Genomic DNA, 21412 nt, shown 5'->3' with positions numbered 1-21412 from the left:
TAGAACCCAGGAGGAAGTCCTGCATGAGAAGGATGGCCGTCGGTTGCCTGTTGCTGCTCGCGACGTTGTCGGGGTGTTCGTCGCGCTTCGTTGACTTCACTCCTGACGAGGAGGCCATCTACGACCAGCCGATCGACGAGGTCTGGCCGCAGGTACGTGCCTATTTCTCGGTGAATGGCTTCGCCTTCCGGGAGACCCCGGGCGGAGCCCAGTTGGAGACGGAGTGGCGCGAGGAGTTCGCCGGCTCCAAGGTGGCGGCCTACTGGCACCGCTACCTGGTCATCGCGAAGCCCGAGGGTCCCCACCGCTGCAAGGTGGTCATCACCCGCGATACCCGCAGCGTCAACAAGGCGCTGCAGGCTCCGGGCAGTGATCTGCTGTGGACCGTGGACGGGCGAACCGCCGACAACCCCACGGGTCTCGGCAGCGACATGGCCGCCCAGTTGGAGATGCAGAAGGCGGACGACAACGCCGTCCTCGTGGGCCAGTCCCGGCACACCGCTCGCGACATGGCGATGGAGTGGAAGATCTTCCGCAAGATCTCCCCGGTGCTCGCGCAGAACGCGAAGAAGTCCGCCGACAGCCCGGACGTGGTGGTGACGAAGGACGCCTCCATCGAGTGCGGCGTCCCCATCCTGGGGCTGGGCAAGTTGGCGCGTGCTGGCAACGTGGTGCTGCTGGGCGAGCTGCACGGCACGCAGCAGGTGCCGCACTTCGTGGCCCAGAGCGTGTGCCAGGTGGCCACCCAGGGCATCCCCGTGACGGTGGGCCTGGAGGTGCCGGACATGAACCAGGCGCGGCTGGAGGCCTTCCTGGCCAGCCCGGGCAAGCAGGAGGACTGGGCGAAGCTGATGGAGAGCCCCTTCTGGCGCAGCCCCTACCCGGATGGCCGTAACAGCGAGGGCGTGGTGTTCCTCATCGATGCCCTGCGCAAGCTGCGCAGCCAGGGGCTGGACGTGCAGGTCTTCGCCTTTGATCGCCCGCCGCTCGATGGGGATGCGCGCGAGGAGGCCATGGCGAAGACGGTGCGGGACGTGGCCCTCAAGTCCCAGAAGCGCGCGCTGCTGGTGGTGAGCGGCAACCTCCACCCGCGCCAGGTGAAGGGTCTGCCCTGGAACCCGGACTACCGCCCCATGGGCCAGCGCCTCGCGAGCGAGCTGCCGCAGGTGTACTCGCTGGACATCGCCTACAACAGCGGCTCGGCGTGGATCTGCGCCGTGGACAAGGATCAGAAGCTGGACTGCGGCGTGAAGCCGGCCAAGGGCCAGGACAACGGGGACCGCTATTTCGTGCAGCTGTTCGACGGCAGGAACGGCCAGGGCTACAACGGCTTCTACTACGTGGGCGTGGTGTCGGCCTCGTTGCCGGCCGTGTACAACGGGGTGGAGCCTGCGGGTGATGCGCAGGCCTCCGTGCCCGCACCCACCAAGTAGACACTCCCCGGCACGGGTCCCGCCTTTCCTGTGGCGGGGCCCGGCGGCGGCGCTAGCCTGGAGGGGATGACTCCCTCCGATACCAACGCCGCCGCCAATGATTTGTTGGCCTTCATCGATGCCTCGCCCACGCCCTACCACGCGGTGCGCGAGAGCATCCGCCGCCTGACCGCCCAGGGCTACCGCGCCCTCGACGAGCGCGAGCCCTGGGATCTCAAGCCCGGGGACAAGGTGTTCGTCACCCGGGGGGACACCAGCATCGCCGCCTTCCACCTCGGCACCGCGCCGGTGGACCGCGCCGGCTTCCGCCTGGTGGGTGCCCATACGGACTCGCCCAACCTCCGCCTCAAGCCCAACCCCCAGGTGTTGCGCTCCGGCTTCCATCAGCTCGGCGTGGAGGTGTATGGCGGCGTCCTCTACACCACCTGGATGGACCGAGACCTGTCGGTTGCCGGCCGCGTGGTGACGGCGAAGGACGGGCGCCTCACGCACCACCTGGTGGACTACCGCCGCCCGCTGTTGCGCATCCCCAACCTCGCCATCCATCTCAACCGCTCCGTCAACACCGACGGCCTCAAGCTCAATGCCCAGGAGCACCTGGTGCCGGTGCTCGCCCTGGAGCGCTCGGGTCCGGTGGACCTCAAGGCGATGCTCGTCGAGGAGCTGGCCCGCGGGGGAGCCCGCGTGGAGTCAGGTGACATCCTCGGCTTCGACCTGTGCCTCTATGATTTGCAGCCCTCCACCCGCTCCGGCGCCTCCGGCGAGTTCCTGAACGCGCCGCGCCTGGACAACCTGGCCAGCAGCCACGCCGGCCTGTCCGCGCTGCTGGCGATGCGCGGGCCGAGCGAGGCCACCTGTGGTGTCGTCCTCTACGACCACGAGGAGTGTGGCAGCGTCAGCGCCCAGGGGGCCGCCTCTCCCTTCCTGAGGGATCTGCTCGAGCGCATCACCCTGGCGCACTCGGACGGGCGGCGGGACTCCTTCCACCGGAGCATCCGCCACTCCTTCATGGTGTCGGCGGACATGGCGCATGCGCTGCATCCCAACTACGCGTCCATGCACGAGCCCAAGCACCAGCCGCTGCTGGGCGCGGGCCCGGTCATCAAGTCCAACGTCAACCAGTCCTACGCCACCGACGGCGAGACGTGGGCGTGGTTCGCCCTCTGCTGCCGGGAGGTGGGCGTGACGCCCCAGAATTTCGTCACGCGGACGGACCTCGGGTGCGGCAGCACCATCGGCCCCATCAGCGCCGGGGAGCTCGGCATCCGCACCGTGGACGTGGGCAGCCCCATGCTCTCCATGCACTCCATCCGCGAGATGGCCGCCGCGGCGGACGTGGCGGCGATGATCTCCGTGCTGCGCCGCTTCTTCGTCCGCTGAGCGGCTGTCCGGCCGCCCGCGAGCTCAGGGGCGCCAGGCTCAATCCGCGTTCATGCGGAGGTGGTCGGGCTCCAGCAGCGTGATGCGCCCCTCCTCGTAGGTCAGCAGCCCCTCACGGACGTAGAAGCGCAGCCACCGGTTGGTGCTCTCGCGGGTGAGGCCGGCCAGGTTGGCCAGCTCGGTCTGGGTGAGGCGGGAGGTGAGGGCCACCCCCTCGGTACCGGGCTGGCCCTGGGTCTGGGCCAGGTCCAGGAGGACGCGCGCCAGGCGGGCACGTGCATCCAGGAAGCTGGCATCGTGCACCGTCCGTGTGACCCGCCTCACCAGCCGGCTCAGCTCGGCCAGCAGGGTCGGCACCACCTGGGGCCTCTCCTGCAGGAAGCGTTGCAGGTCCGCGCGGTGCAGGCTCAGCAGGTGCGTCTCCTCGCGCGCCACCGCGTCCGTCGAGCGGGGGGCTTCGTCCAGCAGCGCCAGCTCTCCGAAGGCGTCTCCCCGCCTCAGGAGCGCCAGGGAGACCTCCCTTCCATCCGGTGCACTGAGGCGGATGGTCACCTCGCCCTCGCGGATGATGTAGAGGTCCGTCCCCGTGTCGCCCTGATGGAAGATGACCTCCCCCCGGGGGTAGCGCCGGGATTGCAGACGCGCGGAGAGCCGCTCCTGGTCGTCGGACCCGAGGGACGAGAACAGAGGCACCTGGGCGAGGAGATTGGAATGAGACATGGCGTGCGGCCTTCCTGGTGGGCGCTGCCTGGGGGGAGTTCATCTTGCACGGAGCCGCGCAACCGGACCAGGGTGGGGTGAGCCCTCGCCTGCTTGCGTGCCCGTTGAGGGCTTCGTCGCATGCTAACGTCCCCGGCCCATATGCAGCTCATCATGAACCCGGGCCTGCTGGATGAGCAGGCGTTCGAGCTCCCCGAGGGGCCTGTGACGATTGGCCGTACGGAGGAGAGCACCATCTGTGTCCTCCACAAGAGCCTGTCGCGGCGGCATGCACGGCTCGAGCGCGAGGGTGAGCGCGTCACGCTGTTCGACATGAACAGCAAGAATGGGACGTTCATCAACGAGATCCGGGTCGAGCGCCAGGAACTGCGGGTGGGCGAGGTCTTCCGGTGCGGTGAGGTGCGGTTCAAGCTGGTGCCCACCTCCGTGCGCGAGTTCCCGGTGGATGTGGCGCCAACGCAGGTGCAACCGCTGCAGACCCGGTTCTCTCCCAGCTCGATGGATGAGCTGCTCGAGCGCACCTCCGGGCGAGGGGAGACCTCCGCCCTCAAGGTGCGGAGCGCGAACAGCGAGAGCCGGGCGAACGACAAGCTCCAGGTGTTGCTCAAGGTGAGCGAGTTGCTCTCCTCCCCCGGCTCCATCGAGTCCCTGCTGGAGCGCACCCTGGATCTCGTCTTCCAGATCATGGAAGTGGATCGCGCCGCCATCCTGCTGGTGGACCCCTCCACGGGGAAGCTGAGCCCCCGAGTGGCGCGGTTCTCCAGTGGCGAGTCCCCCTCCGGCTCGTTCTACAGCCAGAACATCGTCGACTACGTGCGCACGCAGAGCGTGGCCGCGCTCTTCTCCGATGCCCGGGTGGATCCCCGGCTGGACGATGCGGCCTCGGTGGTGCTGCAGTCCATCCGGGCCTCGATGTGCGCGCCGCTCAAGCCCCGGGACGAGGTGCTGGGCGTGCTGTACGTGGACAACCTCACCCGGCCCAATGGCTTCGGGCAGGAGGACCTGGAGTTCCTCACCGCCTTCGCCAACCAGGCGGCCATCGCGCTGGACAACTCGCTCCTGTCGCAGCGGATCGAGGAAGAGGCCGTGCTGCGCAACGCCTACCTGCGCTTCTTCCCCCCGGCCACCCTCAAGAAGCTGCAGATGGCCAGGGGCGGCCCCCTGGAGACCATCGAGACGGAGGTGACCGTCCTCTTCTCGGACATCAGCGGCTTCACCGCGCTCTCCTCCGCCCTCGAGCCCCGGCAGGTGGTGGATCTGCTCAATGACTACTTCCCGGTCATGGCGGAGATCGTCTTCAAGTATGAGGGGACGTTGGAGAAGTACATCGGCGACGCACTGATGGCGGTGTGGGGGGCGCCCTTCTCGCACCCCGACGATGCCGACCGGGCCGTGCGCGCCGCGGTGGAGATGCAGCAGGCGCTGGCGGCGCTGAACGCGCGCTGGCGGACCCAGGGCCGGCCCGAGCTGCAGATCCACGTGGGCCTGAACACGGGGCGGGTGGCGGCCGGGAACATCGGCTCCGAGCAGTACCTGCAGTACGCCACCATCGGGGACGCGACGAACGTCGCCAGCCGGGTGTGCTCGGTCGCCGGGGACGGGGAGATCTGCATGACCGACACCACGTTCGCGCTCTGGCGGGAGCGGGCCTGGCACACGAGTCCGCTGCCGCCGACCCGGGTGAAGGGCAAGCAGGAGGCGTTGAACCTCTACCGGTTGGAGTGGCGCGAGCCGGCTTCGAAGTGAGCCGGCCCCTGTGACGGACCTCACACGGGACGCGTCAGTCGCGTCACATCCCTGGAAGGGACTCCGTGAGAGAAACGGAATGCAAGCGGGACGGGAGACCCGAGGACGGCCCGCGCAATCCGTAGAGGAGGTCCGCCATGAGTGAGGCGCTTCGCACGCACAAGGACGCTGCTGCTCAACTCTTCGCTGGTGGGCAGCTGGAGGAGGCGCTCGCCGAATACCAGCTCTTGGCGCAGGCCGCGCCGGAGGACCTGGCCATCCGCCAGAAGGTGGCCGAGCTGCTCCAGCGGCTGGGCCGCAAGCAGGAGGCCATCGGCATGTACGAGTCGGCGGCCATGGCCTGGGCCCGGCTGGGCTGGCTGCTGCGCGCCATCGCCTTGTGCAAGGTCATCCTCCAACTCGACTCGGGACACGGCCGGACGCAGCGGATGCTGGCGGAGCTCTACGCGCGCCGCATGGCGCCCGCGCCCCGGCTGACTCCCGCGCCGGTGCCCGTGACACCCCCACCCACCAAGGGGACAGTGCCCGAGGCCCTGCCGCGGATTCCCCTCTTCTCGCAGTTGAGCCGGGAGGCCTTCGTGGCGGTGCTGGAGGAGCTGGCGCTGAAGGCCTTCGCACCTGGGGCCACCATCGTCACCGAGGGCGAGCCGGGCAACTCCCTGTTCGCCCTCGTGGAGGGGCGCGTGGACGTGGTGCGGCAGTTGGAGGGAGGCCGGCGGCGCAAGGTGGCCTCGCTGGGCGAGGGCGACTTCTTCGGGGAGATGGCCCTCCTGTCCGAGGGGCCCAGGCTGGCGGGAGTGGTGGCCACCGAGCGCACCGTGGTGCTGGTGCTGACGCGGGAGCAGGTGGAGCGGCTCGTTCAGCGCCACCCCTCGGTGGGTGAGGTGCTGCGGTCCTTCCACCAGGAGCGGCTGCTGGCCAACGTGCTGCGCAGCAATCCGCTCCTCTCCGCCCTCACGCCCGCGCAGCGCGAGGCCGCGGCCCGCGCCTTCCAGCTCCAGACGGTGCCGGCCGGCCAGTCCCTGCTCGTCCAGGGACAGCCGGGAGAAGCCCTGTACCTGCTGCTCCGGGGCCAGTGCCGGGTGGTCCACCAGCACCCGGACGGGCACCAGAGCAACTATCCCGTGCTGAGCGAGGGGGACGTCTTCGGCGAGCTCTCCGTGTTGCTCGGCCTGCCCGCGACTGCCTCCGTGTTCGCGGACTCGGCCTGTACGCTGCTGCGGTTGGATCGCCAGTCCGTCGAGCGCCACATCCTCGTGCAGCCTGGGGTGCGCGAGGCGCTCTCCCGGCTGAGCTCCGAGCGCCTCCAGCGCACGGCCCGGCTGCTCTCCGGGCAGGAGATGCTCGAGGGCGACCAGCGCGTCTGAGGGGATTACTCGTCCAGCGGTCGCAGGCCCGTCTCCCGGCGCTTCTCTGCGAGCGCCTCCAGTAGACCCTGGCGCAATCGGTTGGAGCGGGGGAGCCGGAGCAGGTGCCGTTCGGTCTCGTCCAGCAGGCGGCGGGCTTCTCGGGGGTCATGCTCTCGGTGGCGCTCGCACCACATGGCGTAGAGGCAGGCGACATGATAGCGGCGCTCCGCGTTCGAGTAGCCCAGCCGCTGGATGCGCCGCAGCAAGCGCCCGAAAACCGGCCAGGGGCAGTTGTGTGCGAAGGCCTCGGTGAAGAGCCTCTCTGCGATCCGTCGCTGGGCCTCCTTGCGTTCGAAGGCTGTCTTGAGCAACGAGCGCAGCAGGTGCCGCTCCAGCTCCTTGTACTTACCTTCGAGGATCTCGAAGGAGTCGTCGCTGGTTGCCACGATGAGCTGGTCGAAAGCCCGTGCCACTTCCTTGGAACGGCGTTCGGAGGCCTTCGACAATTTCCTCACTGACAGGGTCTCCCATCCCAGCGCTTGTTGGGGTTGCTTCCCTTCTGCCGTATGCACACGCCCGCGCCAGCATCGAGCGCTGGCCTCTGCCCTCTCTCCTGGAGGACCTGGAATCCTCCCGGGCTCGCAACGAGCTGGCCTGGCTGGGGGCCTTCACTGGTCGTGGCGACCTCCCTTGAACCCCGTCTCAGCCGCGGGCGGCGAGCACTTCGCTCGTCACCGCCAGCAGGGCTCGCGCGTTGAACGGCTTCTCCACCCGGCGGTTGGGCACTCGCTCCAGGAAGGTCTTCGCCTGCGGTGTGAAGGCTCCGCCTGTCAGGAAGATGACCCGGCCCGTCAGATCCGGCCTCAGCCGGTGCAGTGCCGCGTGGAAGTCCATCCCGTTCATCCTCGGCATCATCAGATCGCACAGGATGAGATCGAAGTGCTCTCCCGCCTCCAGCCTCGGGAGCACCTCGGCCGCCAGCGTGGTGAACACCACGTCATGGTGGGGCCGCAGGATCCGCTCCACCGCCGAGCACAGCAGCGGCTCGTCGTCGATGACCAGCACGCGGCCCCTCGGCCCTCCGGTGACCGTCACCTCGGACCCCGGCGCGGACGGCTCCAGGGACGTGGTGGCCGACGGCAGCAGCACCTGGAAGGTCGTGCCCCGCCCCAGGTCGCTCTGCACATGCAGCTCCCCGCCCATCGCGGTGATCAGGTTGTGGCAGATGGACAGTCCCAGCCCGGTGCCCACTCCCGGCGGCTTGGTGGTGAAGAAGGGATCGAAGATGCGGCCCAACAGCTCCGGGGCGATGCCCGCCCCCGTGTCCGATACCTCCACCGCCACCCACCCGCGCTCCGTCAGGCGCGTGGTGACGCGAATCTCATGGTGGTCCGCGTCTCCGTCGGACGGGATGGCCTGGGCGGCGTTCACCACCAGGTTGAGGAACACCTGGCCCAGGCGCGAGTCGTTGCCGCGCACCGGGGGCACTCCCTTCCCGTACTCCTTCACCAGCCTCGCACGGTGGCGGATCTCCCCGGCCGCCAGGTTCAGCGTGGAGTCCAGCACCTTCTTCACGTCCACCGTCCCGAGGGACTCCTGCGTCTCGCGGGAGAATGTCTTGAGATCCCCGACGATCGTCCGCACCCGATCCGCTCCCTGCAGGGCCTCGCCGAGCGCGACGCACACCGACTTCAGCGGGCCTGCTGAAGGAAGGCCCTCCGCGGGCCAGCGCTCCAACTGGCGGAGCAGCTCCTCGTGCGCGTAGCCGAGGTTCGCCGTGACGTAGGCCAGCGGGTTGTTGATCTCATGCGCCACGCCCGCCGCCAGCGTGCCCACCGAGGCCATCCGATCCGCCAGCAACAGCCGCGCCTCCATCTGCTTGCGCTCGGTGACGTCCGGGAACATGGACACGATGTGCGGAGTGCCCGCGTACTCGGCGATGCCCGTGAAGACGAGCACGTGCCGGCACTCCCCGCTCTTCGTGCGCACGCGGCACTCCACCCCGCGCACCTCGCCATGCTCCCGGAAGATCGCCGCCAGCCGGTCGGGCTCGATGGGGTTGTCCCACAGGTCCAGGTCCCTCGCGGTGCGCCAGAGCATCTCCTCGCGGGTGTAGCCGAACAGCTGCGCGCACGCGTCGTTCACCTCCACGAAGGCGCCACCCTCGCGCGTGGTGATGGCGGTGGGCACCGGGCTGTCGCGCAGCAGCACCGCGTACAGCCCGTCCAGCGCGAAGGCCTCCGGGAGTGGCTTCGGCCGCTCGGACCACCGGCGCTCGGCGAGCCGCAGCCGCAGCATGGCCGAGGCCTCGTCCAGCGGCAGCAACAGGAAGTCATCCACGCCCGCGTCCAGCAGGGGGCTCATCCGCTCCAATTGGTCGGGGCGGGTCACCAGGAGAATGGCGGTCTCGAGCCCGCGCGGACTGGCCCGGAGTGCGCGCACGAGCACGACCTGGTCTCCCGCGTCATCCATCCCCAGCAGCACGAGCGGATAGGGGGACAGGCGGAAGGCGGTGATGGCCGCCTCGTCGTCCCTGGCTCGCGTCAGCGTCATTCCGAGCTGTCGGAGCAGCGGCTCCACGGGCGAGAGATCGATGTTCCCGGATGGAACGAGCAGGGCCCGCATGTGCTCCTCGTCGAGGGGGGTTGCCGAGTTGATCCCGTGTTTTACTACGGGTGGGCCCGGGCCTCCGACGGGGCGGGGTCCCCGCCGATACTTTGCTGTCCCGAGGTCGCCTCGGCCGTCAGGGAACGAACGAATTCCCGGGATGGCTGGTACCCCATGGCGTCAGGTCCGCAAAGGCCGTCACTGGAGGTAGGACTTGGGGGCCGACATGCGGGCGAAGGCGGCCTGGGCCTGGAGCCAGCGGTCGATGACCTGGAGCAGGCCGTCGAAGGTGTCGCGCAGGGCCCACGCGCACGAGTCCGCGTCCTCGAGCTGGGCGCACCGCTGGAGCCCCTCGCGCAGGGCGAGCTGGGCGCCGGGGCAGTCCGTGCGCTCCTGGACGAGCCGCTCGGCCGTGCGTTCATAGAGGCGGTAGCAGGCCTCGGGGTCTCCGCGATTGTAGGCGGGGGCTCCCTGTTGGATGGCCTGCACGATGGCGAGGGCGACCTCCTCGATGCCATCCGTGACGCACCCCTCCAGCAGTGAGAGCGGGTGTGTGGGCACCTGGCGCTGCCGGGAGGCCGAGGGCTTCGCGAGCGCGAGCGCGGAGAGCGGCTTCGTGTCGGGCTGCTCCAGCAGAGGCACTACATAGCGCGAGGGGATGACGATGGTGACGGGACGTCCGTCCGCGAAGGCGCACGTGGCCACGCCCACCAGCGCGCCCGCGGCATCCAGCACCGGGCTGCCCGAGGCGTCTTCCGGCAGGGACGCCTCCAGCTCGAGGAAGGTGAGGAACTCGTCGAGCCGCTGCACGGCATGGACTCGCGTCTCCAGCAGTCCCAGCATGCCGCCTCCCGCGGGCAGGAGGATGTAGAGCGCATCGCCCTCGCCCGGGTGCGCCGCGTCATCGAGCCGCAGTGCCTCCATGCCCTGCGTGGGAAGCTGCAGCACGGCCAGGTCCCGCTTCTCGTCGAGCGCCACCACCTGCTCCACCCGCAGGAATTGATCGTCGGCGAGGACGACGTGGATCTCCTCGGCGCCCGCCACCACGTGCAGGTTGGTGACGAGCTGGCCCTGAGGCGAGGCCACGAAGCCCACCCCCTGCCGGCCCGGCATCTCCAGGATGGCGAGGGCGGGGGCTGCCCGGGCGGCGACCGCTCGAGCGGTGGAGAGATCGGTGTCGACGGTCAACATGGGGGAGGACTCCTCCTCCCCTACAGCATGGGCATGCCGATGGAGCCGGGCAGATGGCTGCTCCCGAGTGGCTCGATGGAGGCAGGGCAGCCGGGCGGACTCTCCGCCCTCTCAGTCCGTGTGCGCGACGAGGGGCAGCTTCGCGGGGCCCCGGACGATCAGCGAGGCGTTCCACCGCACCGGTTCGCCTCCCGCGGTGAGCCGGGTGAAGCGGCCGAGCAGTGCCTCCACGGCCAGCCGTGCCTCCAGGCGCGCGAGCTGGGAGCCCAGGCAGAAGTGGATGCCGTGGCCGAAGGGCAGGTTCTGCGGGCCGGGCCGGTCCAGGTTGAAGAGGTCCGGATTCGGGAAGTGGGCCTCGTCGCGGTTGGCCGAGCCCATGAGGATCAGCACCCGCGCGCCCTTGGGCACGCGCACGCCGCCGAGCTCCACCTCCTCGGCGGCCTGCCGCATCATGCCGTGCACGGGCGGCTCGTGGCGCAGCACCTCGTCGATGAAGCGCGGGACGAGCGCGGGCTGCTCGCGCAGCAGCGTCATCACCTCCGGTTGCAGGTGGAGCCGGTGGGCCGAGTGGCTCAGCAGGTGCAGCGTCGTCTCCAGGCCGCCGATGAGGAGCAGGAACATGAAGCCCAGCAGCTCCGTGTCCGTGAGCGCCTCGCCGTCCACGCGCGCCCGCAGCAGGTCGCTCACCAGGTTGTCGCCCGGGTCGCGGCGGCGCTCCTCCAGCACCTGCTCGAAGTGTTGGCGGGCCTCGTTCACCGTGGCGCGCATCTCCTCCTGCCGCTCCGTCTCGTGGGGGCCGATGCTGGTGAAGCGCGCCAGGTGCTCCGCCCAGCGCATGAGCAACGGGTGCACTTCCGGGGAGAGCCCCAGCAGCTCGCCGATGACGCCCATGGGCATGGGCGTGGCGAAGGCCTCCACGAAGTCCACCGGGCGCCCCTCGGGGATGTCGGCGGCGATCCGTGCCGCGAGCTGGCGCACGAAGGGCTCGATGCGCGTGATGACGGAGGCCCCGAAGGCGCGGCTGATGAGCGAGCGCAGCCGCGTGTGGCGCGGCGGATCCATGACGAGTGCCGAGTCCGCCAGCGGGTAGTTGGAGATCCACGGCGGGCGGTAGGCCTGCCGGAAGCCCTCGGAGGTGAAGAGCTGCGGGTTCTTCAGCACGTGCACCACGTCATCGTGGCGAGAGACGGCCCACAACCCCATTGGATCCACCTGGCTCACGGGCGCGTGGCGGCGCAGCTCGGCGTAGACAGGATAGGGGTTGGCGCGGACCTCGGGGGCCAGCAGGTTCACTCGGCTGCTCATGGGCGTACCTCGGGCGTGACGGTTGCAACGCCAATGGTAGCGCAGCCCGAGGTGGGCCCTGCCCGCGGTGGAGCAGGGCGGTTCACCGGATGACTCAGGCAGGATGTGCCACGAGCGGCAGGGCCGAGGGGCCTCGCACTACGAGTGAGGCATTCCACCGCACCGGTGCGTCTCCGGGTGTGAGTCGCGAGAACCGGGAGACGAGGGCCTCCAGGGCGAGCCGCCCCTCGAGCCGCGCGAGCTGGGCGCCGAGGCAGAAGTGGATGCCGTGGCCGAAGGGCAGGTTCTGCGTCCCGCCACGCTCCAGGTCGAAGCGATCCGGGTCGGGGAACTGCGCCTCGTCGCGGTTGGCCGAGCACAGCAACAGCAGCAGCCGAGCCCCCTTGGGCAGGTGCACGCCGCCGAGCTCCACCTCCTCGGTGGTCATCCGGAAGACGCCGTGCACGGGAGGCTCGTAGCGCAGCATCTCCTCGACGAAGCGGGGGACGAGCGAGGGGGCCGCGCGCAACCGCTCCATCAGCTCCGGCTGCAGGTGGAGCAGGTGGGCGGAGTGGCTCAGCAGGTGCACCGTCGTCTCCAGCCCGGCCACGAGGAGCAGGAACATGAAGCCCATCAGCTCCGTGTCCGTGAGCGCCTCGCCGTCCACGCGCGCTCGCAGCAGGTCGCTCACCAGGTCCTCGCGCGGCTCGCGGCGGCGCTCCTCCAGCACGTGCTCGAAGTGTTGCCGGGCCTCGGCCACGGTTTCACGCATCTGCTGCTGCCGTTCGGTGTCGTGGGGGAGGATGCCGGTGAACGAGCCGAAGATGTCCGCCCAGCGCTTGAGCTTCGGATGGATGGAGGGACTCAGGCCCAGCAGATCCGCGATGACTGCCAGGGGCATCCGCACCGAGAAGGCCTCCACGAAGTCCACCGGACGGCCCGCGGGCAGCTCAGCGGCGATCTGCTCGCCGAGCTGGCGGATGCGTGGCTCCAGCCGGGAGAGGACCGCCGGACCGAAGGCGCGGTTGACGAGCGCCCGCAGCCGGGTGTGGTGCGGTGGATCCATCACCAGCATGGAGCTCGCCAGCGGGTAGTCGGAGATCCACGGCTGACGGTAGGCCTGCTTGAAGCCCTCGGAGGCGAAGCGCTGCGGGTTCTTCAGCACGTGCGACACGTCCGCGAAGCGCGATACGGCCCACAGCCCACCCGGATCCACCTGGCTCACGGGCGCGTGTCGGCGCAGCTCGGCGAAGACAGGGTAGGGATTGGCTCGGACCTCGGGGGCCAGGAGGTTGACGCGGCTGCTCATGGGTCTGCCTCTCAGGGAAGGAGTCCGCGCATGCTAGCGCTCAGTCCAGGTGCCCCGCGAGTGGCAGCCAGGTGGGGCCCCGTATCACCAGCGAGATGTTCCACCGCGCGGGCTCGTTTCCGAGCGTCAGCCGCGCGAACCGGGCCAGCAGCGCCTCCAGGGCCAGCCGGGCCTCCATCCGCGCCAGCTGGGCACCCAGGCAGAAGTGGGCGCCATGGCCGAAGGGCAGGTTCTGCGGGCCGGGGCGCTCCATGTCGAAGCGGTCCGGATCGGGGAACTGTGCCTCGTCGCGGTTGGCCGAAGCCAGCAGCAGCAGCAGCCGCTCGCCTCGGGGCACCTGCACGCCCCCGAGCTCCACGTCATCGGTCACCATCCGCACGATCCCATGCACCGGCCCGCTGTGGCGCAGCATCTCGTCGAGGAAGCGGGGAATGAGGGCGGGCTCCTCGCGCAGCCGCGTCATCAGGGCCGGGTCCTCCTGGAACTTCAGGACGCAGCTGCTCAGCAGGTGCACCGTCGTCTCCAGGCCACCGATGAGGAGCAGGAACATGAAGCCCATCAGCTCCGTGTCCGTGAGCGCCTCGCCGTCCACGCGCGCCTGCAGCAGGTCGCTGATCAGATCGTCCCGCGGCTCATGGCGGCGCTCCTCCAGCACCTGCTCGAAGTGTCGCCGGGCCTCGGCCAGCGCGGCGCGGATCTGCTCCTGGAGCTCCAGGTCGTCCGGACCCACGCTGGTGAAGCGGGTCATCACCTCCGCCCACTGCTTGAGCTGTGCGTGGAGTGAAGGCGGGATGCCCACCAGCTCTCCCAGCACGCAGATGGGCACGCGGCTGGAGAAGCCATCCACGAAGTCCACGGGACGGCCGGCGGGCAGCGCGGTGACGACCTGGTGGGCCAGCTCGCGCACGCGCTCCTCCAATCGGTGCAGCACGGAGGTTCCGAAGGCGCGGTTGACGAGCGCCCGCAGTCGGGTGTGACACGGCGGATCCATCACCAGCATGGAGTCCGCCATGGGGTAGTCGGGAATCCACTCCGGGCGGTAGGTCCGCCGGATGCCCTCCGAGGAGAAGGGCTGGGGATGCTTCAGCACGGTCACCACGTCGTCGTAGCGCGAGACGGCCCACAGCCCGCCCGGGTCCACCCGGCACACCGGGGTATGGCGGCGCAGCTCGGCATAGAGGGGGTAGGGATTCGCCCGCACGTCAGGTGCGAGCAGATTCACTCTGCAGCTCATAGAGATTCTCGCGCGTTGAGAAGCGGGGGCCTCCAGGGTAGCTCGATCCCGCCTCCGGGTTGGGGAATTGCTTGGTGGGCGAAGCAACGTCAACAGGTGAGATGAAGCAGCCAGCCAACCCGTTGCACCCCACGTCCCAGATTCCGTTGGCGCGCCTGACTTCCAGCGTTAAACCACAACCCCCCATGCATAAGACGCACCTCGTAGGAGCCCGGACCCACAACCTCCAGTCCCTCTCCGTGGACCTCGCCGAGGGAGAGCTGGTGTGCCTCACCGGTGTGTCCGGCTCCGGCAAGTCCAGCCTGGCCCTGGACACCCTCTACGCCGAGGGACAGCGCCGCTTTGTCGAAAGTTTCAGCCCGTACGCACGCCAGTTCCTCGAGCGGCTGGAGCGGCCCCCAATGGACACGCTGGAGCCCGTGGCCGCGGGCGTGGCGGTGGATCGCCGCGCGCCCGTGAAGAGCTCGCGCTCCACGGTCGCCACCCTGGCCGACGTGGAGGCGTACCTGTCCGCGCTCTTCACGCGCGAGGCGATGCCGGTGTGCCCGGCGTGCGGAGTGGAGGCGGTGCGCACGGATGCTCGCGTGGCGGCCTCGGCGACGATCGCCGCGGAGCCCGACGCGCTCGCCGTGCTGGCCTTCCCGCTGCGCATCGCGGACACCGCCGAGTTCCTCGACGTGCGCGCCCGGCTGTTGAAGGAGGGCTTCCACCGGCTGGTGGTGCAGGGCGAGGTGCGGGAGTTGGAGTCGCTGCGGCCGAGCGAGGCCACCGACTCGGCGGGTGTGGCGCACGTGGTGGTGGATCGGCTGAAGCTGGCTCAGGGACAGCTCGGCCGGGTGACGGCGGCGCTGGAGTCGGCGTGGGCGATGGGCAACGGCGAGGCGGTGGCCTTCACCCCCGCGGGTACCCGGCGCATCCGCCGCGGCCTCGTGTGTCCGAAGTGCTCGCGCGAGTTCGAGCAGGCCCGGCCCGGACTCTTCAGCTACCAGTCGCCCACCGGCGCCTGCCCCACGTGCCGGGGCTTCGGGCGCACCATCGGCATCGACTGGGCGAAGGTGGTGCCCAACCCGGCGCTCAGCCTGGAGAAGGGCGCCATCCGCCCGTGGTCGGGCAAGACGTCCGAGTGGGAGCGGAAGATGCTGTTCCGCTACGCGCGGGAGCAAGGCATTCCCCTGGACAAGCCGTGGGGGGAGCTCACCCCGGCGCAGCGCGAGCAGGTGCTGGAGGGCGAGGGGGACTACGACGGCGGCCGCGTCTACCCGGGTGTGCGCGCGTGGTTCCGCTGGATGGAGAGCCGCACGTACAAGATGCACGTGCGCGTGCTGCTCTCGCGCTACCGGGCCTATACGCTGTGCGAGAGCTGCGGGGGTGCGCGCCTCAACGAGTCCGCGCGGGCCTGGCGCGTGGGCGGGCTGGACCTGGCCGCGTGGCACGGGCTGGAGCTGTCCGATGCCCGTGCTCGCCTGGAGGCCCTGCGCACCCACACAGGCCAGGGTGAGCTGGTGCGCCGCGAGCTGGCGAGTCGCCTCGGCTACCTGGAGCGCGTGGGCCTGGGCTACCTCACGTTGGATCGGCCCGCGCGCACGCTGTCCGGCGGTGAGGCGCAGCGCGTGTCCCTCACCGCGGCGCTCGGCACGTCGCTGACGGGAGCGCTCTTCGTCCTGGACGAGCCCACCGTGGGCCTGCACCCCTCCGACGTGGGGCCCCTCACCGGCGCCATGGCCGAGCTGGCCACCCGGGGCAACATCGCCCTGGTCATCGAGCATGATCCGCTCGTCATCCGCTCCGCGCACCGCGTGCTGGAGCTGGGACCCGGAGCTGGCAAGCACGGAGGGAAGCTGTGCTTCGACGGCACTCCGCAGGCGCTGGCGAAGCGCCTGGAGCTGCCCACCGGCCGGCTCCTGTCGGGCACCGAGGACGTGAAGCGCACGCCCCGCACGCGCACCGGGGAGCTGGTGATTCGCAACGCCCGGGCCCACAACCTTGAGGGCGTCTCCGTGAGCGTGCCGCTGGGCGTGTTGTGCGCCATCACCGGGCCGAGCGGCTCGGGCAAGAGCACGTTGATGGACGAGGTGCTGTATCGCCACCTCGGGCGCGCCCTGGGCGAGAAGGACGTCGAGGTGCCTGGCGAGGCGGATGGGGTGGACGGGCTCGAGGCCGTGGAGCGCGTCACCTTCGTGGACCAGTCGCCGCTGGGGCGCACCTCGCGGGGCAACGCGGCCACGTACACCAAGGCGTGGGACCGGCTGCGCGAGCGTTTCGCCTCCGAGCCTGAGGCCGAGGTGCGAGGGCTGACCTCGGCGCACTTCTCCTTCAACGTGGACAAGGGCCGCTGCGAGGCCTGCTCGGGCGAGGGCTACGAGACGGTGGAGATGCAGTTCCTCGCGGACGTCTCCCTGCTGTGCCCGGTGTGCCGGGGCCGGCGCTTCAAGGAGGAGGTGCTCGCCGTCCGGCACCATGGCCTCTCCGTGGCGGACGTGCTGGAGCTGACCGTGGACGAGGTGCTGGAGCGCTTCGCTGGCGACAAGCCGCTGGCGCGCGCGCTGGGGCCCGTGTCCCGGCTGGGCCTGGGGTACCTGCCGCTCGGCCAGCCCCTGTCCACCCTGTCCGGTGGCGAGGCCCAGCGCCTCAAGCTGGCGCGTGCGCTGGCCAGTGAGGCGAAGGGCTCGCTCTTCCTCATCGACGAGCCGAGCGCCGGTCTGCACGACGCGGATGTGCGGCAGGTGCTCGCCGCGCTGCACGAGCTGGTGGAGCACGGCGCGAGCGTCGTCGTGGTGGACCATGACCTCGTCGTGATGCGGGGCGCGGATTGGATCATCGACCTCGGGCCCGGAGGTGGCCGCAACGGTGGACGCCTGGTGGCCGAGGGCACGCCGGAGCAGCTCGTCACCCGGGGCGAGGGACTCACGGCGGCGGCGCTGCGCGGGACGTTGGGCGAGCCGGTGGTGCCGGGCAGGCGCGGGAAGGGCGGGGCGGAGGTGCCTCCGGCCATCGAGGTGGAGCATGCGCGCGAGCACAACCTGCAGGAGGTGTCCTGCCGGATTCCGCTCGGGAAGATGACGGTGGTGACGGGGCCGAGCGGCTCGGGGAAGAGCTCGCTCGTCTTCGACGTGGTGTTCGCCGAGGGCCAGCGGCGCTTCCTGGAGACGCTGACGCCGTACGCGCGCCAGTTCCTCCCCACCATGCCGCGCCCGGACGTGGAGCGCATCAGCAGCATTCCGCCCTCCGTGGCGCTGGAGCAGCGCACCTCGCGAGCGGGCGCCACCAGCACCGTGGCCACCGTCACCGAGGTGGCCCACTACCTGCGCCTGCTCTTCGCCAAGCTGGGCCAGCCCCACTGCCCGAACGACGGTGAGCCCATCGCCGCCACCACCGCCGAGGCCCTGTACGCCCAGCTCACCGCGATGAAGGGGGATGGGACGGTGCTGGCTCCCGCGGTGCGCGCTCGCAAGGGCACGTATCTGGACGTCTTCACCGCCGCCGCTCGCGCGGGCATCGAGACGGCCATCGCTGACGGGAAAGTGGTCTCCACGGATCAGCCGCCGCAGCTCGTGAAGTCGCGCGAGCACGACATCGACCTCGTCATGTACCAGGGCAAGCTGGCGAAGCTGCCGCGCGAGGTGTTCGACAAGGCCCTCACGTGGGGCAAGGGCGCGCTGAAGGTGCGCAGCGGTGGCAACAAGGAGACGCTCCTGTCCAGCGAGCGCACCTGCCCCGTCTGCGGTTTCTCGGTGCCGGAGTTGGATCCGCGCTGGTTCTCCTTCAACACGAAGCAGGGCCGGTGCGTGGACTGCGAGGGCACGGGCGTGGAGGGCGGCGCCGAGGCGCTGGCCGAGGGCCATTCCGAGCCGTGCCCCACCTGCGAGGGCTCGCGCCTGGAGCCGGTGCCGCGCGCCGTGAAGCTCGAGGGTCTGCGCTACCACGAGGTGGTGCAGCAGTCCGTCACCGCCGCGCTGGAGCAGGTGCGCGGGTGGAAGTTCCGTGGAGACCGGGAGCTGCTCGGCGAGCCCTCGCGCCAGGAGCTGCTGCGGCGCATGGAGTTCCTGGACCGGGTGGGGCTGGGCTACCTGTCGCTGGACCGGAACGCGTCCACGCTGTCGGGCGGGGAGATGCAGCGGTTGCGGCTGTCCGCGCAGCTCGGTGCGGGCCTCACCGGCGCGATGTACGTGCTGGATGAGCCCACCATCGGCCTGCACCCGCGCGACACGCACCGGCTGCTGTCCAACCTGCGCGCGCTGGTGCACACCGGCTCCACCGTGCTGGTGGTGGAGCACGACACGGACACCATCCGCGCGGCGGACCACCTCATCGAGCTGGGCCCCACGGGAGGCCGGGGAGGCGGACGCATCCTCGCCGAGGGCCCTCCCGAGCAGGTGCTGCAGAGCGAGGACGCTCCCACGGCGCGGGCACTCCGCGAGCCCGCGGTGCTGGCCGCCACGAACCGGGGCGAGCCGGAGAAGTGGATTGAGCTGAAGGGCGCCCGCGCCAACAACCTCAAGAGTGCGGACCTGCGTATCCCCGTGGGCCGGCTCACGGTGGTGTCGGGGGTATCGGGCTCGGGGAAGAGCACCCTGGTGCGCCAGGTGCTGTACCCGGCCCTGCGCGAGAAGCTCGGGCTGGTGACGACGCGCCCGGGGCCCTTCAAGTCCCTGTCGGGCGTGGAGGCCATCCGCCGCGTGCTGGCCGTGGACCAGTCGCCCATCGGACGCACGCCGCGCTCGGTGCCGGCCACCTTCCTGGGCCTCTGGGACGAGCTGCGCCGCGCGTTCGCCGCCACTCCCGAGGCGAAGCTGCGAGGCTTCAGCCCCGCGCGGTTCTCGTTCAACACCGCGTCCGGTGGCCGGTGCACGGCATGCGAAGGGCAGGGGGCCATCTCGCACGAGATGTCCTTCCTTCCGGATGTGGTCACCCCCTGCGAGGTCTGCGGCGGGGCCCGCTTCGACGCGGCCACGCTCGAGGTTCGCTACCACGGGCTGACGATTGGAGATGTGCTGCGCCTGTCCGCGGACGAGGCCAAGGACGTCTTCCATGCGCTGCCCAAGGTGGCCGCGCCGCTGTCGTGCCTGTCGGACCTGGGCGTGGGCTACCTGCAACTGGGTCAGGGCTCGAACACGCTGTCCGGCGGCGAGGCGCAGCGGTTGAAGCTGGCCGCGGAGCTCACCGCCTCCACGCGCCACGAGCCCACGCTGTACGTGCTCGACGAGCCCACCACGGGCCTGCACCTGGGAGACGTATCGAAGCTGATCGCCTTCCTGCGCCGGCTGGTGGACCGGGGGGACACGCTGGTGGTCATCGAGCACCACCCGAGCGTCATCGCCTCGGCGGACCACGTGGTGGAGCTGGGGCCCGAGGGCGGCGAGGCCGGCGGGAGCATCGTGGCGGTGGGGACGCCGCAGGAGGTGGCTCGGCTGAAGACGGCCACGGGCCGGGTGCTCAAGTCGGTGTTCGCCGCGGAGGAGCCGGCCCGGAAGGTGGCGCGGGGGCGGTGAGAGCGGGGCCTCCGGCCTGGAGGTGTGCAACCAGGACGGAGGCCCTTTCGGCTACTTCGCGGGGGCCGGGGCCGCGTTCACGTACGGCTTCTTCTCGCGCTGCTCGAGCGTCTTGCCGACGGTCTGGAGCGTCTCGCCCACGTGGGTGACGACGCCATCGAAGTACTTCGGACCCGCCTCGATGACCCACGACGCGAGCTGGATTCTGGGCGCCAGGCCCTGTTGCTGCAGCCGCTTCTCCGTGTCGAAGGCCAGCAGCAGCTGCTCCACCACGGCCGCGTCTCCCTCGCCCACATCGATGACCGAGCTTCCCTGATCGCGCAGCGTGGGCGCGAACGACACGTGCTTCACTCCCAGGCGCACGGCCTCGCGCACGGCAATCCGTCCCGTCAACCGCAGCCTGTCCAGCGACAACTCCTTGGCATCCCCAATGCCAATCAATAGCACCCGCTTCGGCGTGATGGAGTGCGGCGGCGGCGTGTAGAGCAGCGTCTCCCCCAGCTCGCCTACGAACTCGCCCCGCTCGCGCAGCGCCGAGAGCAGTCCCCCCTGCTTGTCATTGAAGTCCTGCATCGCCTCGATGTACTGGTCCCCGGCGGGGTCGTGCTTCAATACGCAGATGATCTGCAGGTCGGTGGTCTGGGTGACCGGGCCGATTTGCTTGATGCTCAATGCAATCCCTACCGGCGTCTCGAATTTCTTCTCGGGCGGCGGCTTCGCGTTCTCGGCGAGTGCTGGCCACGACGCGCCGAGTGTGAGGACAAGACCCAGGGCGAGCAGCTCGTGCTTCAGTGTGAGGCGCATGTCTTTCTCCTGAAGGTCGGCGGGGCGCGATGTGGCGCCCCGCCGAATTCCCAATCACGATGTTGGAGAAAGGCGGCACTGTCATCCCTCACATGAGGGAGGAGATGCTCGCCCCTTCCAGGTCGCTCAGGCGAGGTCGAAGAGCAGCGCCTCGACCGGCTCGGAGGCCGTGAGCACCAGCCGCGACTCCTGGGACACGGCCACGCCGTCTCCGGCCTTCAGCTCCACGCCGTTGAGCGTGCCCTTGCCCCGTGCCAGCTGAACCCAGGCGTGGCGATCCGGAGCCAGCGTGTACTCGGCCTGCTCGCCCTTGCCCAGCAGCGTGCTGTGCAGCACCACGTCCTGGTGCACGGTGAGGCTGCCGTCGCGGGCGTCCGGGCTCACGATGACGCGCCAGTGGCCCTTGCGCTCGGATTCGGGGAAGGCCTTCTGCTCATAGCCGGGCTTCAGTGCGCGCTGGTTGGGGAGGATCCAGATCTGCAGGAAGTGCAGATCCTCGTTGGCGCCGTTCATCTCGCTGTGCAGGACGCCGGTTCCCGCCGTCATGCGCTGCACCTCGCCTGTGCGCAGCAGTCCCTGGCCGCCGGTGCTGTCCCGGTGCGCGATGGCGCCGCTGAGCGGATAGGTGATGATTTCCATGTCCCGGTGCGGGTGCGTGTCGAAGCCCTCGCCCGCCGTGACGCGGTCCTCGTTGATGACGCGCAGGGCTCGGAAGCCCATGAACTCCGGGTCGTAGTAGCTCGCGAACGAGAACGTATGGTGGGAGTCCAGCCAGCCGTGGTTCGCATGTCCGCGTGCTTCAGAGGGTCGAACGATCATCATGGTGTGCTCCTTTTCTCGATTTGGACCCCTCCAAGATGACCGTG

General features: G+C 70.0%; 14 protein-coding genes. 5 read left to right on the top strand and 9 right to left on the bottom strand.

Features of this window, described 5'->3' with window-relative positions:
* Positions 1-23 precede the first annotated feature (23 nt).
* Together DAT35_RS28625 and DAT35_RS28620 are read left to right on the top strand one after the other, a co-directional pair.
* Positions 24-1433 (top strand): hypothetical protein, encoded by a 1410-nt coding sequence (locus tag DAT35_RS28625; protein WP_108070804.1) that lies wholly within the window; start codon positions 24-26, stop codon positions 1431-1433.
* A 66-nt stretch (positions 1434-1499) separates the two neighbouring features.
* Positions 1500-2813 carry a M18 family aminopeptidase gene (locus DAT35_RS28620; RefSeq protein ID WP_108070802.1) on the top strand — a complete coding sequence of 438 codons (1314 nt, stop codon included), beginning with the start codon at positions 1500-1502 and terminating at the stop codon, positions 2811-2813.
* 39 nt (positions 2814-2852) lie between these two features.
* Here the strand turns inward: DAT35_RS28620 and DAT35_RS28615 are convergent, their stop codons facing one another.
* Positions 2853-3533 (bottom strand): Crp/Fnr family transcriptional regulator, encoded by a 681-nt coding sequence (locus DAT35_RS28615; RefSeq protein WP_108070800.1) that lies wholly within the window; start codon positions 3531-3533, stop codon positions 2853-2855.
* Positions 3534-3653: 120 nt separating this feature from the next.
* On the opposite strand from DAT35_RS28615, the gene DAT35_RS28610 reads away from it, so the two are divergent.
* Complete coding sequence (locus tag DAT35_RS28610) at positions 3654-5279, top strand: adenylate/guanylate cyclase domain-containing protein (RefSeq protein WP_369946126.1); 1626 nt, start codon at positions 3654-3656, stop codon at positions 5277-5279.
* Positions 5280-5416: 137 nt separating this feature from the next.
* Positions 5417-6646: a cyclic nucleotide-binding domain-containing protein gene (locus DAT35_RS28605; RefSeq protein WP_108070796.1), complete on the top strand. Its 1230-nt coding sequence runs from the start codon at positions 5417-5419 to the stop codon at positions 6644-6646.
* 5 nt (positions 6647-6651) lie between these two features.
* Here the strand turns inward: DAT35_RS28605 and DAT35_RS28600 are convergent, their stop codons facing one another.
* The 6 genes from DAT35_RS28600 to DAT35_RS28575 form a co-directional block, all read right to left on the bottom strand.
* Positions 6652-7143, bottom strand: a complete 492-nt coding sequence (locus tag DAT35_RS28600) for a hypothetical protein (protein WP_146209914.1) — start codon at positions 7141-7143, stop codon at positions 6652-6654.
* Between the two features lie 187 nt (positions 7144-7330).
* Positions 7331-9253 carry an ATP-binding protein gene (locus DAT35_RS28595; protein ID WP_108070791.1) on the bottom strand — a complete coding sequence of 641 codons (1923 nt, stop codon included), beginning with the start codon at positions 9251-9253 and terminating at the stop codon, positions 7331-7333.
* Between the two features lie 180 nt (positions 9254-9433).
* Positions 9434-10426 carry a serine protease gene (locus DAT35_RS28590; protein WP_108070789.1) on the bottom strand — a complete coding sequence of 331 codons (993 nt, stop codon included), beginning with the start codon at positions 10424-10426 and terminating at the stop codon, positions 9434-9436.
* A gap of 111 nt (positions 10427-10537) precedes the next feature.
* Entirely contained in the window at positions 10538-11731 is a 1194-nt protein-coding gene (locus tag DAT35_RS28585; RefSeq protein ID WP_108070787.1) for a cytochrome P450, read from the bottom strand.
* Positions 11732-11825: 94 nt separating this feature from the next.
* Complete coding sequence (locus DAT35_RS28580) at positions 11826-13019, bottom strand: cytochrome P450 (protein WP_108070785.1); 1194 nt, start codon at positions 13017-13019, stop codon at positions 11826-11828.
* A gap of 40 nt (positions 13020-13059) precedes the next feature.
* Entirely contained in the window at positions 13060-14241 is a 1182-nt protein-coding gene (locus DAT35_RS28575) for a cytochrome P450 (RefSeq protein ID WP_233261761.1), read from the bottom strand.
* A gap of 197 nt (positions 14242-14438) precedes the next feature.
* Between DAT35_RS28575 and uvrA the strand changes: the two genes are divergently transcribed.
* Positions 14439-19742, top strand: a complete 5304-nt coding sequence (gene uvrA, locus DAT35_RS28570) for an excinuclease ABC subunit UvrA (RefSeq protein ID WP_108070781.1) — start codon at positions 14439-14441, stop codon at positions 19740-19742.
* A 51-nt stretch (positions 19743-19793) separates the two neighbouring features.
* Here uvrA and DAT35_RS28565 read toward each other — a convergent pair whose 3' ends face one another.
* On the bottom strand, positions 19794-20546 hold the full coding sequence (locus tag DAT35_RS28565; RefSeq protein WP_108070779.1) for a M17 family peptidase N-terminal domain-containing protein: 753 nt from the start codon (positions 20544-20546) through the stop codon (positions 19794-19796).
* A gap of 126 nt (positions 20547-20672) precedes the next feature.
* Positions 20673-21368, bottom strand: coding sequence for a pirin family protein (locus DAT35_RS28560; RefSeq protein WP_108070777.1), 696 nt, complete (start codon positions 21366-21368; stop codon positions 20673-20675).
* Positions 21369-21412 lie beyond the last annotated feature (44 nt).

The organism is Vitiosangium sp. GDMCC 1.1324 (genome assembly GCF_003044305.1).
GTDB lineage: Bacteria > Myxococcota > Myxococcia > Myxococcales > Myxococcaceae > Archangium.
This window is presented reverse-complemented; position numbering and strand designations above follow the sequence as displayed.

Excerpts from the sequence above, each read along its gene's own strand:
- DAT35_RS28625 (WP_108070804.1), top strand. The coding sequence starts at position 24 with ATGAGAAGGATGGCCGTCGGTTGCCTGTTGCTGCTCGCGACGTTGTCG.
- DAT35_RS28620 (WP_108070802.1), top strand. The coding sequence starts at position 1,500 with ATGACTCCCTCCGATACCAACGCCGCCGCCAATGATTTGTTGGCCTTC.
- DAT35_RS28615 (WP_108070800.1), bottom strand. The coding sequence starts at position 3,533 with ATGTCTCATTCCAATCTCCTCGCCCAGGTGCCTCTGTTCTCGTCCCTC.
- DAT35_RS28610 (WP_369946126.1), top strand. The coding sequence starts at position 3,654 with ATGCTAACGTCCCCGGCCCATATGCAGCTCATCATGAACCCGGGCCTG.
- DAT35_RS28605 (WP_108070796.1), top strand. The coding sequence starts at position 5,417 with ATGAGTGAGGCGCTTCGCACGCACAAGGACGCTGCTGCTCAACTCTTC.
- DAT35_RS28595 (WP_108070791.1), bottom strand. The coding sequence starts at position 9,253 with ATGCGGGCCCTGCTCGTTCCATCCGGGAACATCGATCTCTCGCCCGTG.
- DAT35_RS28590 (WP_108070789.1), bottom strand. The coding sequence starts at position 10,426 with ATGTTGACCGTCGACACCGATCTCTCCACCGCTCGAGCGGTCGCCGCC.
- DAT35_RS28585 (WP_108070787.1), bottom strand. The coding sequence starts at position 11,731 with ATGAGCAGCCGAGTGAACCTGCTGGCCCCCGAGGTCCGCGCCAACCCC.
- DAT35_RS28580 (WP_108070785.1), bottom strand. The coding sequence starts at position 13,019 with ATGAGCAGCCGCGTCAACCTCCTGGCCCCCGAGGTCCGAGCCAATCCC.
- uvrA (WP_108070781.1), top strand. The coding sequence starts at position 14,439 with ATGCATAAGACGCACCTCGTAGGAGCCCGGACCCACAACCTCCAGTCC.
- DAT35_RS28565 (WP_108070779.1), bottom strand. The coding sequence starts at position 20,546 with ATGCGCCTCACACTGAAGCACGAGCTGCTCGCCCTGGGTCTTGTCCTC.
- DAT35_RS28560 (WP_108070777.1), bottom strand. The coding sequence starts at position 21,368 with ATGATGATCGTTCGACCCTCTGAAGCACGCGGACATGCGAACCACGGC.